At 45.3% G+C, this 16,086-nt stretch carries 14 protein-coding genes and 1 pseudogene; 7 read left to right on the top strand and 8 right to left on the bottom strand.

Features of this window, described 5'->3' with window-relative positions; translation table 11 throughout:
- Positions 1-200, bottom strand: a 200-nt coding sequence (locus GVV58_RS15535) for a hypothetical protein (protein ID WP_216070545.1), incomplete at its 3' end; no start/stop codon positions are given.
- Positions 201-226: 26 nt separating this feature from the next.
- On the opposite strand from GVV58_RS15535, the gene GVV58_RS08820 reads away from it, so the two are divergent.
- From GVV58_RS08820 to GVV58_RS08810, 3 genes are all read left to right on the top strand, one after another.
- On the top strand, positions 227-1,420 hold the full coding sequence (locus GVV58_RS08820) for an MFS transporter (protein ID WP_159516360.1): 1,194 nt from the start codon (positions 227-229) through the stop codon (positions 1,418-1,420).
- 224 nt (positions 1,421-1,644) lie between these two features.
- Positions 1,645-4,056, top strand: a complete 2,412-nt coding sequence (locus tag GVV58_RS08815) for a YgiQ family radical SAM protein (protein WP_005169087.1) — start codon at positions 1,645-1,647, stop codon at positions 4,054-4,056.
- 399 nt (positions 4,057-4,455) lie between these two features.
- Positions 4,456-5,004, top strand: a complete 549-nt coding sequence (locus GVV58_RS08810) for a hypothetical protein (RefSeq protein ID WP_100329445.1) — start codon at positions 4,456-4,458, stop codon at positions 5,002-5,004.
- Positions 5,005-5,057: 53 nt separating this feature from the next.
- Here GVV58_RS08810 and GVV58_RS08805 read toward each other — a convergent pair whose 3' ends face one another.
- The 6 genes and pseudogenes from GVV58_RS08805 to mdtD all read right to left on the bottom strand — a co-directional run bounded on the left by GVV58_RS08805 (position 5,058) and on the right by mdtD (position 10,811).
- On the bottom strand, positions 5,058-5,414 hold the full coding sequence (locus GVV58_RS08805) for a RidA family protein (RefSeq protein ID WP_005094519.1): 357 nt from the start codon (positions 5,412-5,414) through the stop codon (positions 5,058-5,060).
- A 1-nt stretch (position 5,415) separates the two neighbouring features.
- Positions 5,416-6,199, bottom strand: a pseudogene (locus GVV58_RS08800) (hypothetical protein).
- A 222-nt stretch (positions 6,200-6,421) separates the two neighbouring features.
- Positions 6,422-7,477 (bottom strand): DNA polymerase IV, encoded by a 1,056-nt coding sequence (gene dinB / locus GVV58_RS08795; RefSeq protein WP_159516359.1) that lies wholly within the window; start codon positions 7,475-7,477, stop codon positions 6,422-6,424.
- A 20-nt stretch (positions 7,478-7,497) separates the two neighbouring features.
- Positions 7,498-8,514 (bottom strand): MBL fold metallo-hydrolase, encoded by a 1,017-nt coding sequence (locus GVV58_RS08790; protein WP_159516358.1) that lies wholly within the window; start codon positions 8,512-8,514, stop codon positions 7,498-7,500.
- A gap of 58 nt (positions 8,515-8,572) precedes the next feature.
- Entirely contained in the window at positions 8,573-9,352 is a 780-nt protein-coding gene (locus GVV58_RS08785) for a GH25 family lysozyme (RefSeq protein ID WP_159516357.1), read from the bottom strand.
- Between the two features lie 67 nt (positions 9,353-9,419).
- Positions 9,420-10,811: a multidrug transporter subunit MdtD gene (gene mdtD / locus GVV58_RS08780; protein ID WP_159516356.1), complete on the bottom strand. Its 1,392-nt coding sequence runs from the start codon at positions 10,809-10,811 to the stop codon at positions 9,420-9,422.
- A gap of 348 nt (positions 10,812-11,159) precedes the next feature.
- Between mdtD and GVV58_RS08775 the strand changes: the two genes are divergently transcribed.
- On the top strand, positions 11,160-12,134 hold the full coding sequence (locus GVV58_RS08775) for a hypothetical protein (protein WP_159516355.1): 975 nt from the start codon (positions 11,160-11,162) through the stop codon (positions 12,132-12,134).
- Between the two features lie 60 nt (positions 12,135-12,194).
- Here the strand turns inward: GVV58_RS08775 and GVV58_RS08770 are convergent, their stop codons facing one another.
- Positions 12,195-12,815 carry a TIGR00730 family Rossman fold protein gene (locus GVV58_RS08770; protein ID WP_074383679.1) on the bottom strand — a complete coding sequence of 207 codons (621 nt, stop codon included), beginning with the start codon at positions 12,813-12,815 and terminating at the stop codon, positions 12,195-12,197.
- Between the two features lie 331 nt (positions 12,816-13,146).
- Between GVV58_RS08770 and GVV58_RS08765 the strand changes: the two genes are divergently transcribed.
- The 3 genes from GVV58_RS08765 to GVV58_RS08755 all read left to right on the top strand — a co-directional run bounded on the left by GVV58_RS08765 (position 13,147) and on the right by GVV58_RS08755 (position 15,968).
- The gene (locus GVV58_RS08765; protein ID WP_159516354.1) at positions 13,147-14,724 is read left to right on the top strand and encodes a TerC family protein; all 1,578 of its coding nucleotides are present in this window, start codon (positions 13,147-13,149) and stop codon (positions 14,722-14,724) included.
- Between the two features lie 73 nt (positions 14,725-14,797).
- Positions 14,798-15,262: a YchJ family protein gene (locus tag GVV58_RS08760; protein WP_159516353.1), complete on the top strand. Its 465-nt coding sequence runs from the start codon at positions 14,798-14,800 to the stop codon at positions 15,260-15,262.
- Between the two features lie 61 nt (positions 15,263-15,323).
- Complete coding sequence (locus tag GVV58_RS08755; RefSeq protein WP_005108433.1) at positions 15,324-15,968, top strand: trimeric intracellular cation channel family protein; 645 nt, start codon at positions 15,324-15,326, stop codon at positions 15,966-15,968.
- Positions 15,969-16,086 lie beyond the last annotated feature (118 nt).

Here is a 16,086-nt window from a genome sequence, read left to right as displayed (position 1 = left end):
TCAGAAGTGAAACCTCTTTGCGCTGATGGTAGTGTGGGGTTACCCATGTGAGAGTAAGTCATCGCCAGCTCATTATTCGAAACACCCCCTGCATCAGCAGGGGGTGTTTCTTTATGTGCGGGAAAAAGAAAAGTAGGGAAATGAGTAAAATTGAGCAGGATATCGCTTAAAAACCCGGCGCTCATCAAAATAATAGGCATATACTAGCGGAGTCTATGGAGCTGATATGCCCTTAAATTCATCTTCAAGCCATATTGAATATGGTTCTCCTGCGTTTAAAGCAGTACTTTTTTCCTTATTTCTTGCCGGCTTTGCCATTTTCTCATCTTTGTATTGCCTACAGCCGATGATGCCCATTTTGGCAGATTATTTTCAGGTCAGTCCGACTCAAAGTAGTTTTCCCTTATCACTTTCTACCCTTGCCTTAGCCATTGGTTTGCTATTTACCGGACTGATTTCAGACCGTTTTGGACGTAAACCGGTGATGGTCTGCTCCCTGGCACTGATTGCAATTTTGTTAATGCTCAGTTCGATACTATCTCTTTGGTCGGTATTTTTATTGATTCGGATCTTAATTGGTCTCTGTGTCAGTGGTGTGGCGGCAGTGGCCATGACTTATATCGGGGAAGAAATTGCCGAAAAAGATATCGGTTTTGCTATGGGCTTATATATTTCTGGCACAGCAATTGGCGGTATGGGCGGGCGTTTAATTGCCGGAGTTCTGGTGGATTTTATCTCCTGGCAATCTGCTACTCTGATAATTGGTATTTTAAATATCTGTATTGCAGGATTATTTTATTATCTGTTGCCGGTATCGCAACATTTTAAGGCTTATCCGATCAAGTTTAATCGATTCAAAAACTCATTCAGGCATAATCTGGCCGATCCGAAACTTCAGATTTTATTTCTGCAAGGTTTTATCCTGATGGGCTGTTTTGTCTCGATATTTAACTATCTCAGCTATCGTTTGCTTCAGGCACCTTTTGAATTATCACAGGCCTGGATTGGTTTAATTTCGGTGACATATTTGGCTGGTATTTATAGCTCCCCCCGAGCAGCACATTGGGGTCGGCATTACGGTAAATTCAAGACATTGGTCGTCATGATGCTGATGATGCTCCTTGGATTAACGCTCATGCTGCTCAACCAGCTGGCTCTGGTCTTTATCGGATTACTAATCTTCACTTTTTCATTTTTTGCGGCGCACTCTACTGCAAGTAGCTGGGTGTCGATCCAGTCGCTACAATATCGGGCAGTCGGTTCTTCGCTATATTTATTCTGTTATTACCTCGGTTCTAGTGTGTTGGGCAGTTCGAGTGGACTGGTCTGGGAAAATTATGGTTGGAGTGGATTAACTGCATTTATTACACTACTGTTGCTGAGTGGTCTGGCATTCAGTTTCAAGCTCCGCTCAGATTAGAACATCGTATTTAGATTTTTCTCTATAAAATAAACCCTGTGTATTTATCTTGCGGATCATTTTGCTTTCAATTCTGATGATGACCAGGCCTTGATTCGCTTAGTTCCTGATTTTGTATAAATTATAATCAAGCAAGCTGGGTCTAATTCATGGTAAAATGATCGGCTTTCATCTTTGATCTTATTTTAGATCTCCTATCATCTGCCAGCCGAGAATTGCTAGCCATGTCTACTGCTTATACCATGCAGACTGCGCCAAAAGCGTTGTTTGATTACGACAAATATTGGGCGTCTTGTTTTGACCCTGCGCCTTTTTTGCCGATGTCACGCGAGGAAATGGATCAACTCGGCTGGGACAGCTGTGACTTTATTCTGGTCTGTGGCGATGCCTATATTGATCATCCGTCTTTCTGTTCAGGTATTATTGGCCGGGTATTAGAAGCCCAAGGCTTTCGTGTCGGTATTATTGCACAGCCAGACTGGACCAACGTGGATGCGTTCCGCGTTCTGGGTAAACCGAATATTGCTTGGGGGGTAACGGCAGGGAACATGGATTCCATGATCAACCGTTATACCGCCGACCGTAAAATCCGCTCGGATGATGCCTATTCCCCAGATAATCAGCCAAATAAACGTCCAGACCGTGCAGCAACTGTATATTGTCAGCGTGTCCGTGAAGCATATCCAGATGTGCCTGTATTATTAGGTGGAATTGAAGCTTCTCTGCGTCGTATTGCACATTATGATTACTGGTCAGATAAAGTCCGTCGTTCAGTGTTGATGGACTCAAAAGCCGATCTTTTGATGTACGGCAATGGCGAACGCTCAATTACCGAAATTATGCATCGTCTGGCGCGTGGCGAAAAAATTCACGAGATTACCGATGTTCGCGGTACTGCGTTCATTGTCAATAAACATAACCGTGCATCGAAAGCAAAGTTTGTCGAAATTGCCTCGAATGATGTTGATGCGATTGGCCGTGTCGATCCAATCATTAACCCTTATGTGATGACTGAAGATCTGGAAGGTTGTGAAATTGAAAAAGACAAAGATAGTCTGACTCAATATCAAGGTTTCCAGAAAGAGCCTGTCGCCAATCCGATTGTGCGGGCCGGCGATGAGCTAGATCCTGATACGCAAATCGTGCAATTACAACCCGCTTCAAAAGCAATTAAACATAAATTACCACCGCGTGAACTGGCCGTAATTCGCTTGCCTGCATTTGAAGAAGTGGCTGCAGATCCGGTGCTTTATGCCCATGCCAACCGAATTTTGCATTTAGAAACCAATCCGGGCAATGCCCGTGCCATGGTACAAAAGCATGGTGAACGTGATGTCTGGCTAAATGCGCCACCAATTCCGTTGACCACGGAAGAAATGGACTATGTGTTTGACCTGCCTTATGCACGTTTGCCACATCCTGCTTATGGTGAAGCGCGTTTTCCAGCGTTTGACATGATCAAGTTCTCTGTGAACATCATGCGTGGCTGTTTTGGTGGCTGTACCTTCTGTTCGATTACAGAACATGAGGGTCGTATTATCCAGAACCGTTCTGAAGAGTCAATTCTGCGTGAAGTGGAAAAAATCCGTGATACGGCGCCGGGCTTTACCGGGATTATTTCAGACCTAGGTGGCCCGACAGCCAACATGTACCGTCTGGCCTGTAAAGATCCAGAGATTGAAAAGAACTGCCGTAAACCGTCGTGTGTCTTCCCGGGCGTTTGTCAGAACCTGCATACCGATCATGCACCATTGACCCAGTTATACCGTAAAGCACGTTCATTACCGGGTATTAAGAAGATCTTGATTGGTTCTGGTTTACGTTATGACTTAGCGGTTTTAAACCCTGAATATGTCAAAGAATTGGTAACCCATCACGTCGGTGGTTATTTAAAAATTGCACCGGAACATACCGAAAAAGGCCCACTCAATAAAATGATGAAGCCGGGAATCGGAACCTATGATCGTTTCAAACAGATGTTTGAACGTTATAGTAAGGAAGCCGGCAAGGAACAGTATCTGATTCCTTATTTCATCGCAGCGCATCCGGGGACTACCGATTACGACATGATGAATCTTGCGATTTGGTTGAAGAAGAACGGTTTCCGTGCTGACCAAGTACAGACCTTTTATCCATCACCGATGGCAACGGCTACCACCATGTATTACACCGGTAAAAACCCGCTTGCCAAAGTGGCACGTTATACTGAGCAAGTAGATATTGTCAAAGGTGATAAACGTCGTCGTCTGCACAAAGCTTTCTTGCGTTACCATGATTCAAACAACTGGCCGTTGTTGCGTGAAGCTCTGAGAGAAATGGGTCGTCAGGATTTGATTGGTAACTCCAAACAGCATTTGATTCCGACTTATCAGCCTGCTGGCAGTGCAGAAGGTCAATACCAGTCTGCGCGCAAGAAAAACTCGACAGTGGCGGGTGATTCGCAGAAACGTACCGGTGAGCAGGGAAATCGTGGCAAGGCTGCACAAGCTCAGTCCCGTCCTTCAAATACCAAGAAGCGTCCTGAGCGTGGTCAAATCCTGACCCAGCACACAGGCCTACCGCCGCGTGAAACAGGGGATGCCAAAAAACCATTTGGTGGATCAAAGCCGAAAGCAAAGCCTAAATCACGTGCATAATTGAGTTAATAGAAAAGACACTTCGGTGTCTTTTTTTAGCACTTAGGTAAAGTAACGTAGCTTGAAACGAGGACTGAAAAATGTAAAAGGATGTATTATTTACATTAAGTCTGGCTTAAAAGTGATATAAAAATAACACTTTATCGGAATTGTTCTACAGTTGGGCAGATTTGTATTGCGATCAATTCTAGGGATGTTTTAGAGTGCATTATCAGTACCTTAAATCCACTTTCATTGACATAGGGAAAGATGTCATTTTAGGTAACGCAGAATCAGGTTTTGATACCGGTTGTATGGGTATCTAAGCAGATTAGTTGTAAGACCTATTTAAAATAAAGTGTGAGTTTATACTGCACCACAATAAAACAAAAATGATGATAAGAATGCAAGGATTGAGGCATGACCACCTATATTATGATTGGGAGTTTCCTGCTCTTCTGTGTCGTGCTCATGGCATGGAAAACGCTCGGAAATAATTCCAAACCACAAGACAGCGCGTTAAAGCAGCGTGCTATTTTTAACCTGAATGAGCAATTGACCTTCACGCGTTTGAAGGAAGTATTACCTGAATATATTATTTTGGCCCATGTGTCCTATGATGCCTTAATGACCACCAAATTTAACCGGACGCGACATAAATATCGCAACCTGACTGCAGATTTTGTGATTATGGATCAACAGCATCAGATTATAGCCATTGTGGCTGTGGATGATCCTTTAATCTTGAAGCGTCCACAGCAGACTGGTTTTCAGGATGCCTTGTTGAGTATGGCCGGTTATCGGGTGATTCGCTACGATGATGTGCCGGAATATTACCAGTTGCGGCAAGATTTTCTGCAGGAGCAAGCGCAAATGAAGAAAATGCCCAAATATACGGTCAGCAATGATCTGAAAAAGTATTATTTATATTCAGATTTAGAGCGCAGTAAAATCAAAGCAGTAGGTTAAAATAAAAAAGCATGCCATGAGCATGCTTTTTTATGCATATCGATTTTGCCACATTATTCTGGTTTGACGGCCACGACTGTCATTTCAACCAAAACCCGTGGATCATAAAGTTTTGCCTCGACACAGGTACGAGGTAATGCTTCGATATCAGCCACCCATGCATCCCAGATTTCATTAAATGCCGCATAATCTTTTTCAATGTCTTTTAAATAGATGGTCACCGACATGATGTGACTTTTGTCTGTACCGGCATCTGCCAGAAACTGGTCGATAATATCTAAAGTTTGTTGGGTTTGACCTTTGATATCCAGCTCAACATCTGTGGCCAGTTGCCCGGCAAGATGTACCAGATTGCCTGCAATGGCAATTTCTGAAAAGCGTTTCGAGATATGTAAGCGTTCCACTGTCATATTATTCATCCTGCGTTTTGGGCACCAGGGCTGCGACCAGTGCGGTCAGCAAGCAACCCACTGCCAGATAGAGGGCAATATAATGCCATGAACCGTCTGCCCAAATCACCCGTACTGCTGCAATAAATGGGGTAAAACCACCACCAATAATACTGCCCATCTGATAGCCAACGCCGGCACCGCTGTAGCGATATTCGGTACCGAACAGGGAAGTGAAAATCGGTTGATGAGCCCTGACCACCCTGTCGTATGCAACATTTGCCAGTAAAATTATGTCGACAATGATCATTCAGGTGTTTTGTGCATCGAGTGCCATAAAGAATGAAAAGGCCGAGAGCGCACCAATCAAACTATTCTAGCCACACATTTTTTGATGATGAAATGTATCCACCCGTCAGGCAAAAAACGGAATGCTGAAACAGCGGATTGCACCGACCATCAAGGTGATATTCCAGAAGAACTGTTTGTCCATGCCCAAGTAATTGCTAGAAATTCCCATCAGGACGACGGTTAAGACCTGCATTTTCTTATGGCCAAGCTAGTGACCAACGTGACCAAAGACTATGCCATCTAAGGGCAAAACAGAAAGCCAACACCAAAAGTGGCCAATGCCGCCAGAGTGTCCATATTCTCACCAATGCTGTGGAAACTGATCTTTAAAAATTAAGGTTGTAACAATGCCGTAAAGGAGAAAATCATACCAATCGACAATAGCACCCACAAAACTAGACAGCGCAGCTTTACGCGTATTGTTCTTGAACCACAGAAAGATTTACAGAAGACATGCAGGAAGGAAGTCCATGAGTTACATCAGAGTTGCCCTGTAATATTCGGATTTGATCGTCACGCCAATCACAGGACAGCATGCTGAAAGTAAAGGTGATTTTCAGCATCTCAGCATATACATGGATAATGCATTGCGCAGATAGAGTACTCTAAAAAATCAAAATATAAAAATAAAGTTGCTGTATTTTTAAACTGATGTTCAAAACATGAACAAAAGTCGTTTAGAGCAGTAATAATTGGGTTTCAGTCTCGGGGGCGCTGAGTTGATAGACGCCGACACCGATCAGCCGGAATTGCATCTGCGGCGCGATATGCAGATCATCCAATAGTAAGTCCAAGGCTTGTGCTAATTCTTGCGGACTGCGCAAGAGCTGCTTAAAACTTTTACTGTGTTGCATCACCTGAAAATTCTTGAGCTTTAATTTGACCGTCACGCCGCGAGCCGAAAGTTGTTTTTTTTGCAAGCTTTGCCACAGTTGTGCAACTAAAGCTTCCCAATAAGAATGGCACTGATTTAAATAAAGATCATCATCAAAGGTGGTCTCTTTGGAAATCTGCTGACGTTCCCGTTCTACTTCGACTGGTCGTTCATCAATGCCTTGCGCATATAAAAACAGCCGCCGGCCATATTTACCAAAATGCTGAATCAGAATGGCTTCATCCATCTGTTGTAAGTCACCCAAGGTATCCAGATTCAGGCTTTTCAGTTTTTCCTGGGTGACTTTACCCACCCCGGGAATTTTCTTCAGCGGCAGATTCTGAATAAAACGCTGCACCTGTGAGGGCTTGATCACACAGATGCCATTCGGTTTGTGCCAGTCCGAGGCAATTTTGGCCAGAAATTTATTCGGTGCCACGCCGGCAGAAGCAGTCAGTCCAGTCACTTGAACAATATCCTCCCGAATCCGCACGGCGACCTCGGTAGCACTCGGAATCTGTTGTAAATTTTCTGTGACATCCAGAAAGGCTTCATCTAGCGATAAAGGCTCAATCAGGGCGGTATATTGCTGGAAAATTTGATGGATCTGTGCAGAAACTTGACGGTATTTGGCAAAGTCCGGCTCAATTACGATGACCTGCGGACAGAGCTTGCGCGCCTGTCCCATCGACATGGCAGAACATAGACCATATTCGCGTGCCGGATAGGAGGCAGCCACAACCACCGCCCGGGGATGATGCGAGGCAATCACCACAGGCAGGTGTCTGAGTTCTGGACGTTCACGCAGCTCGACCGAGGCATAAAACGCATCCATATCGATATGAATAATTTTGCGCATAGCCGCTATCTTAAGGGGCTTTAATCGGATTGGGAAGCGACGGCTGAGTTGAGTAAATAGGGTTGCGGTCCGCTGAGCAGAACGACTTTTGTTCCTTGTGCCTCGGCGGCCTGAATCAGAAGATTCAAACTTTTTGGCGTGTCATCGGCAAGACGGGGTAAAAATTGTAGCGGCTGGCTTAAAGGCTGGAAAAAATCATCCCAATGTATCGGGATGACCACTTTGGGTTTGAGCGTTTGCAGGGTTTCAGCCAGATAGTGCCGCTGATAGTCATTGGATTGTCTGGAGAGCTGGGCAATACCCAAAAATAACGTATCGACCTGCAGGTTTTTAAATTGATCCGGGATAAATCCGGTACTGGCCTTGACCAGAATCTTGTGTCCTGAATGCTCAATCAGGTAATCAAAACTGCCGCCTTCCTTAAATTCGGAAAATTTGGCCGGCAGGGCTAAAGGTTGGAATAACTCTTCGCCTAGGTCATCATTTACCGCTGTGGCTGGCGTATGTTGTGAAGGAATTGCGGTTACTTGAAATTTGTTGACGTGCTGTATTTGCCTAGGCGTGACGGAGTGTAACTGCTGCGGACTTACTTTGGGATTTGCCCGGGCGATATTCAGGCTAGTGGGTGAACCGATGACAGCGGTTTCAGGAAGCATTTCCAGTAAAGCCGGTAGATCCAGAACATGATCATAATGCGAGTGACTGACCAGAATGGCTTTGGCCCGGTGCAGTTCATGCTCTTGAATTAGCTGCCTTAATAGCACGCTATCACTCTGAATTGGACCGCTAATCACTTGCGACAACGACGGCCGGCTAAAGAAACCATCTATCAGGATCTGATCCTGACCATCATCCAGCAACAGGGTGGAAACACCGAAAAATTTAACGTTTAGTCCAGAACGAGAGGAACTGCTTTGCGGCTGCCAGTTCTGAAAGTCACTGAGCTTGCCTGAAGGTTGCAGTAGATAAGCCAGCGCACCCGCTATGAGCAGCAGAACAATCACCAGACTGAGTAAAATACCTTTAATCCATTTCAAGATTTTTATTTCCTTATTTTTCTACTTTTATAAAGCGCTTGTTTTCAAGCGATCGATTTTATTTGGCCTGATGAGTAGATGATGGTACTGCAATTGCATTCATTTTCAGAAAATCCAGCCACTGCTGTTCTGAGCCATAGAACACATTCAGATCCACAGTTGTACTAATGCCGGGAATTTTACCCTGATTGCTATGTTGCCAGAAGGTCCATTTGGGCTGGTTGTTTAAATCGGGCAGACCCTTATACTCGCGTACCCAGAGTGGCACTTCGGGAAAATATCCTGCCAGTACAATATTATAAAATGCTTTAGAAATATAGAAAATTGGCTGTTTGCCATAATGCTTTTGCAGGGCATCGTGCATGATCTGGATTTCGTTTAGAAGCTGCTCTTTGGAATAGGTATTGATGCAATTGCTGTCATATTCCAGATCAATCACCGGCGGTAAAGCATTGGCTTGCTTGGGGACGGAGTCGATAAAGTTCTGTGCCTGAATGCTGCCATCGCGACAAAGCCGATAGAAATGATAGGCACCGACCAGAAAGCCGCGTTCCCGCGCCTTGAGCCAGTTCTCTTGAAAACGCGTATCTTTAAAGTCACCACCTTCTGTGGCTTTCAGATAGACAAAACGGTATTTTTCCGGCGAAATCTGCTGCCATTGAATTTCTTGTTGATGGTGTGATACATCGAAACCCTGGATCGGATAATCTGCTGCATGCGCAGAAGGGGCTTTAATCAGGCAAAGATAAATCATGGCGATAATCATCACGGCGATCAGAATGCCAAGCCCGATGAAAAGCGGCTGTTTGAATCTGTTCAGAGCCAGATTTTTTTGCATTTTCAGTTCTTACCTGTATCTAAACCTGAGCTTAAAGGCTGCATTCGCCTGGCGTTAATATATCGTATTAAACAGGGGTGTTTTTAGGAATATGCCAGAAAATATAAGCCGCAATAATATTGATACCGCCCAAACAGATCAGTGACACATGAAAAGCAGCCACCAGATTGTCAGCGCCGTAATAGGCACTCAGCATGTTGACCAGGGTGCCTGCCAGCGCCACCCCAATACTCATTGACAGCATCATGATCATCGACAGGAAACTGTTGCCGCTACTGGCATCCTGCTGGCTTAAGTCCTTTAAAGTCAGGGTATTCATCGATACAAATTGTAGGGAATTTAAAATGCCGAAGATAAAGAAATGAATTGCACGCAGCCAGATCGGGGTGTCCGCCGTGGTCAGGGCAAAACTGGCAATACACAGACCCACCAATAAGGTATTGACCAGCAAAACCCGACGATAACCAAAACGCTGAATGATTTTTCGGATAATCGGTTTAGACGCCAGAGAGCCGAGTACGGTTGGAATCATCAATAGACCGGTAATAAAGGGCTCAAAACCAAAGGCGACTTGCAACATAAGGGGGAGTAAAAATGGAATCGAGTTACCGCCAAGACGGGCAAAAAAATTCCCCAGAATGCCAATCGCATAAATTTTATTTTTAAAGAGCCGACTGCGGAACAGGGCATTGCTATGCGTATGCGAATGATAGGCATACATCAAGGCCGCCAAGATTCCGGCCAGAATCAGGCTTAGACTCCACCACAGCGAATTTTGTGGACTGGCAAAATTTTCAATTCCCAGACAGAGTCCCACCATGGCCACAACCAGCAAGACAAAGCCCCAATAATCAAAGCGAGCGACCAGCGGTTCAATGACATTCGGCATGGCCCTAAAAGTAATCAGCGCTCCCAGTAAGCCAATCGGCAGATTGATCAGGAAAATCCATTGCCAGGACAGATATTCCACCATCCAGCCCCCAAGAGTTGGACCAATCAGGGGGCCAATCAGGCCGGCCAGACTCATTAGGCTCATGGCGGCCAGAAACTGGGTACGGGGAATGATCTTGAGCATGGCCAAACGGCCGACGGGGAGCAGTAAGGCGCCACCCATTCCTTGCAAGATGCGATAAGCCAGTAATTCATTCAGACTATCTGACCAGGCACAGCCCAAAGAGGCCAAAGAGAAAATAATAATTGCAGCAAAATAGATATTTCTGACGCCGAAACGGTCTGCCAGCCAGCCACTCAAGGGAATACAGGCTGCCACAGACAAGACATAAGCCACCACAACACTGTGCATGCGTAAAGGATCGGCCTGTAAGTTATGTGCAATCGCGGGCAGAGCTGTATTAATAATGGTGGTATCCAGCCCCTGCATAAAAAATCCGATCGATACCAACAAGACCAGCAGTCTGAATTCGGGATCTAAGGCTTGATGCGTAGGCGTGGCATTCATAATTATGGAAAGCTTAAAATTTTTAATAGTTTAAAGGAAACAGCCGAGTCTGTCGTATATAAAGCGTGTCAACTTTTATAGCGTCGTGTGTCAAGGAACTGCAAGAAATCGGTCATGGTAAAGTCATGTTCTGGGCATAAGGGAGCAATGACATCAGGGAGTCGCCCTATGATTTATCAAGTCGATCTAGAGCCGCTAAAAGCTGCTAGATTCAGAGCACTTCGCTGCTCTTTTTTGTAAGACCGGCATATATATGACAGTGTTGTCATTAAAATGAAATAAAACCGTCATAATCTTGGGCCAACTTTTCAGCAATGCTGAAATCTCCTCGCGTATAGGTTTGTTTTTATGACAATCGAGATTTTGATGGTGATCGGCTTTTGTTTAGCCGCTTACTCTATTGTCGGAAATGATGTACCTCAAACCCTAGGGACATTTATTTCTTCGAATTCACATCGCCCATGGTGGGTGTTGTGGATTTATATCAGCTCAATTTTAATTGTCGTATTGGTCTATGGTTGGTATGCATCTGGGGTGGGTGATGCCTCATACGGTCGTTTAGAAACGATTCCTTTCCCTGAAGGTGGCATTACCTGGCTGTACATTGTGCCGCCAATTCTCCTGTTACTACTGACCAAATACGGGATTCCAGTCAGTACCACCTTCCTGGTGCTTACGATTTTCTCTCCTGCCAGCTTAGGCTCGATGATGGTCAAATCGATGATGGGCTATGCCGTTGCCTTTATTGTAGCGATTGTCATCTATCGTTTTGTGGTCAAGCAGCTGGCACGCCATTTTGCCAAGACACGTCATCAGGAGCACTCCAAGGTCTGGATGGGCTTGCAGTGGGTCTCTACCGGTTTCCTGTGGAGCCAATGGCTGATTCAGGATCTGGCCAACATCTTCGTGTATGTACCACGTCAGGTGCCGTTTGAATTCCTGATGTTTGCGATTACGGTATTCGTGGTGTTGCTGGGCGTGATTCTGTATCAACGTGGCGGAGCCATCCAGAACATTGTCGACACCAAAACCGGCGTGACCGACATTCGTGCTGCGACGATTATCGACTTCCTGTATGCCATTATCCTGTTGATCTTTAAAGAATGGAGCAATATTCCAATGAGTACCACCTGGGTGTTCCTTGGGTTACTCGCAGGTCGTGAATTTGCCATGTCGATGATTCTGGATGAAGTCAATAAACATCGTACGTCACGTAATGTCAGTGCAGATGCGATGAAACTAATGTTCGGTCTGGCCATGTCTGTGATTCTGGCGACCACATTGCCGGTGTTCTATGATTTTGTGACGAATTATGGTCAATAACTAGCAGCCATAATCCATAAAAAAAGCGAGCCCAGTGCTCGCTTTTTTACTTTGAATGCTTTAAACCACAAATCTTTGTGGATGGCCCAAATTGGTTAATGAGCTATAAATTTCATTTTCATCTTCGCAAACAATTAGTTTGGCGCGATGCTGGGGAGGCAAAAACCCGTCTTCAACGGCACGGTCCAGCTGCATAATCAAGGCATCATAAAAACCGTTAACGTTATATAGCATCATGGGTTTCTGGTGCTGGTTCAGCTGGCCCCAGGTGGCAATTTCCAGAATTTCCTCAAAGGTACCCAGACCGCCCGGCAAGGCTACAAAGGCACAGGCCCGATCCGCCATCATGGCTTTGCGTTGATGCATGCTGGTCACCACATGTAATTCGGTCAGCTGGTTATGGGCAATTTCATAGTCCAGCATAAACTCGGGAATCACCCCAACGGCTTCACCACCATGCTGGATCATGGCATCCGCGACCTGTCCCATCAGGCCAATACTGGCGCCACCATAGACCAGCCCGAAACCATGTTCTGCCAGTCCTTGCGAGAGTTGAATCGCCTTTTCTAAATAAATCGGTTTGTTGCCGGCACGTGAACCACAATAGAGAGCCACTAAAGGGCGTGTTGTTTTTGGGGAGTTGTCTTTAAAATAATCTGTCATTTGAATTACGCTTTGCATTTCTTTTCTTCACCTTATCATTTTTCTTTCTTGTGACTACAGCTTAATTAATAAATATGACAATTCTGTGAGCAGGTACCATTTCACCATAAACAGGCAAGCGAAATTCATCGACAAACAGCCATGAAAACAGGTGAATTTAGATTTGATCTTGATATACTGAAAATTGGTTTCACAACAATAGAACGAAAATGGGTAGTGGTCGTTGGCCGTGTAACGCTATAAATCGCCATCAAATAATTGATATTATTCAATATCAAAAATATTATGCTGTTTCATTTCAGCCTCAGTTCATTCAGTACAGCAGTCCTGAGTTTCAGGAGCCAAGCGTATGATCTTTGAATGGATGTCTGACCCCTCAGCCTGGGTCGGTTTACTCACATTAATTGTTCTTGAGATTGTACTCGGGATCGACAATCTGGTTTTTATTGCCATTCTGGCGGAAAAACTGCCACCAGAACAACGTAATACTGCACGGGTTGTGGGCTTAATGCTGGCCCTGGTGATGCGTTTGATCTTGCTGGCTTCGATTGCCTGGGTCGTAACGCTCACCGATCCACTGTTCCAGATCTTTGATCATGCTTTCTCGGGCCGGGATCTGATTCTATTGTTTGGTGGGGTATTCCTGCTGTTCAAAGGCACCATGGAACTGCATGAGCGTCTGGAAGCCAAACCTGTGATCAAGGAAGAAAATCCGGTCCATGCGGTATTCTGGATGGTGATTGTCCAGATTGTGGTACTGGATGCGGTATTCTCGCTCGACAGCGTGATTACTGCGGTGGGTATGGTCAAAGACCTGTCCGTGATGATGATTGCCGTGATTATTGCCATCGGGATTATGCTATGGGCATCCAAAGCCTTGATGGATTTCGTCAATAAGCATCCGACCGTGGTGATTCTGTGTCTTGGCTTCCTGATGATGATCGGTTTCTCGCTGGTGGTAGAAGGCTTTGGTTTCCATATTCCGAAAGGTTACTTATACGCAGCAATTGGCTTCTCTGTCATTGTCGAGTTTATTAATCAGACCATGAAACGCAATCAGGAAAAAATGGTGACCACCACGGATATGCGTTACCGAACTGCTTCTGCAGTGATGCGGATGCTCGGTGGTAAACCTGCTCAGGACAATGATTCTTCGGAGCCGGAAGATGTTCTGGCAACCCGTGCCTTTGCTGATGAAGTCTTTAATGATGACAACGGCATCTATCACAGTGTCATGGTGCAGGGAGTTTTGGGTCTGTCTGAACGTCCGGTAAAATCGGTGATGACGCCGCGTCCCGAACTGGAATGGATCGATCTGGACAATGATGCCGACAGCATCAAAGCACAATTGTTGCAGATGAGCCATTCGCGTTTGATCATCGCTCGCGGCGAACTGGACAATATTGCCGGTGTGGTGCTGACCCATAAAGTCCTGAATGAATATATTGAAACTGGGGTGCTGGACTTTGAAAAGCATTTACGTGAGCCAGTCATCGTACATGAAAATGCTCAGGTACTGATGGTGATGGATCAGTTGCGTCAAGCTCCCTTACAGATGGCGATTGTGCTGAATGAATATGGCTCAATTGAAGGGATTGCCACGCCGATTGATATTCTTGAAGCGATTGCCGGTGAATTTCCAGATGAAGATGAGCTGCAAGTGGCAGCAGAAAGTCTGGATGATGGCAGCCTGATTCTGGACGGTTCCACCGATATTCGTCACGTTTCCTTGCTGCTGGATCGTGATCTGGTCAATGAAACTGAAGAATATTCGACCTTATCTGGCTATGTGTTATTCCATATGGCACGTTTACCGCACAGCGGTGAAAAGTTTGAAGCAGACGGGCATATCTTTGAGGTGGTGACCATGGACGGTCATAAGATTGATAAAGTGCATATCATTCCGCAGCTTCCTGCGCAGGACTAAATTATAGTCAGCGTTGGGTTGGTAAAGTTTGCTAAAATAGCCCGCATTGTCGGGCTATTTTTATGGAACTGAAATGTCAGAAGCATGTCCATGCGGACAAGGTGAATATCATAGCTGCTGTCAGCTCTTACATACTGGACAACAGGTCGCAGAGACTGCGCAGCAACTGATGCGTTCCCGTTATAGTGCCTTTGCCAAGCATGAAATCGATTACATCAAAACCACGACTGCGCTGGGTCAGCAGCAGGCACTGGACCTGCAAGCCATTAGCGATTGGAGCAAAGCCAATCAGTGGTTAAAGCTTGAGATTATTCAAGCCAATGAAAAATTAGATAAAAATCATGCCTTAGTCGAGTTTAAGGCGTATTTTCATGCTGGCAAGCAGGCACACGTGCATCATGAAGCTTCGCATTTTGTAAAATTTGAAGGCCACTGGTATTTTCTGGACCCGACCACGGAGCAGAAACTCAGCATGAAACAGGTTTGCATTTGTGGCTCGGGGAAAAAATTTAAGCAATGTTGTGCGGGATTTTTATAACTTTCACATAGATTTAGCTTAGAATAAGCGCCATCTCAAAGCCTCAGGTGGAAGCAGGGCGATGTTACTGACCGTCATCTATATTATTGCAATTACCGCTGAAGCGATGACCGGGGCACTGTCCGCTGGCCGGCGCAGCATGGACTGGTTTGGTGTCATGATCATTGCCTGTGTTACGGCACTGGGTGGTGGGTCGGTTCGTGATGTTCTGCTGGGACATTATCCTTTAACCTGGGTCAAACACCCCGAATATCTGGTGCTGACCTGTTGCGCTGCTTTCGTCACCATCCTGATTGCAAAATGGATGCGCCAGTTACGTAATGTCTTCCTGGTACTGGATGCTTTGGGTCTGATTGGTTTTACCATTATTGGCTGCCAGATTGCTCTGGAAATGGGACATGGTTTTGTGGTGAGTGCCGTTGCAGGTGTCTTGACCGGTGTATCCGGCGGGATCTTGCGTGACATCCTATGTAATGATGTACCTTTGGTTTTCCGTCGTGAACTGTATGCCAGTATTGCTTTTGTTTCAGTGATCTTTTACTGGCTCTGTAGCCATTACGGCTTGTCGCAGGACCTGACCATTCTTTCCACCCTGATTTTCGGCTTTAGCTTGCGTTTGATCGCCATCTATTTTGGACTGGAAATGCCAAAATTCATTTATAAAGAAGATGATGAACATTCGGCATCTTCCAAAGACGAATCCTGATTTGTAATCGTCATGAATGCGGCTATAAAAAATAGCCGCATTCAGCTTAATTCATAGTATAAAAAATACAAAGCAGCCTACCTGTTGAGAAAGCAGCATCTCCCGTTCCACCTGATCA

Source organism: Acinetobacter sp. 18QD2AZ41W (assembly GCF_009829025.1).
Classification (GTDB): domain Bacteria; phylum Pseudomonadota; class Gammaproteobacteria; order Pseudomonadales; family Moraxellaceae; genus Acinetobacter; species Acinetobacter pseudolwoffii.
Note: the sequence above shows the minus strand (reverse complement) of the source record. Positions and strands in the feature narration are given on the sequence as shown.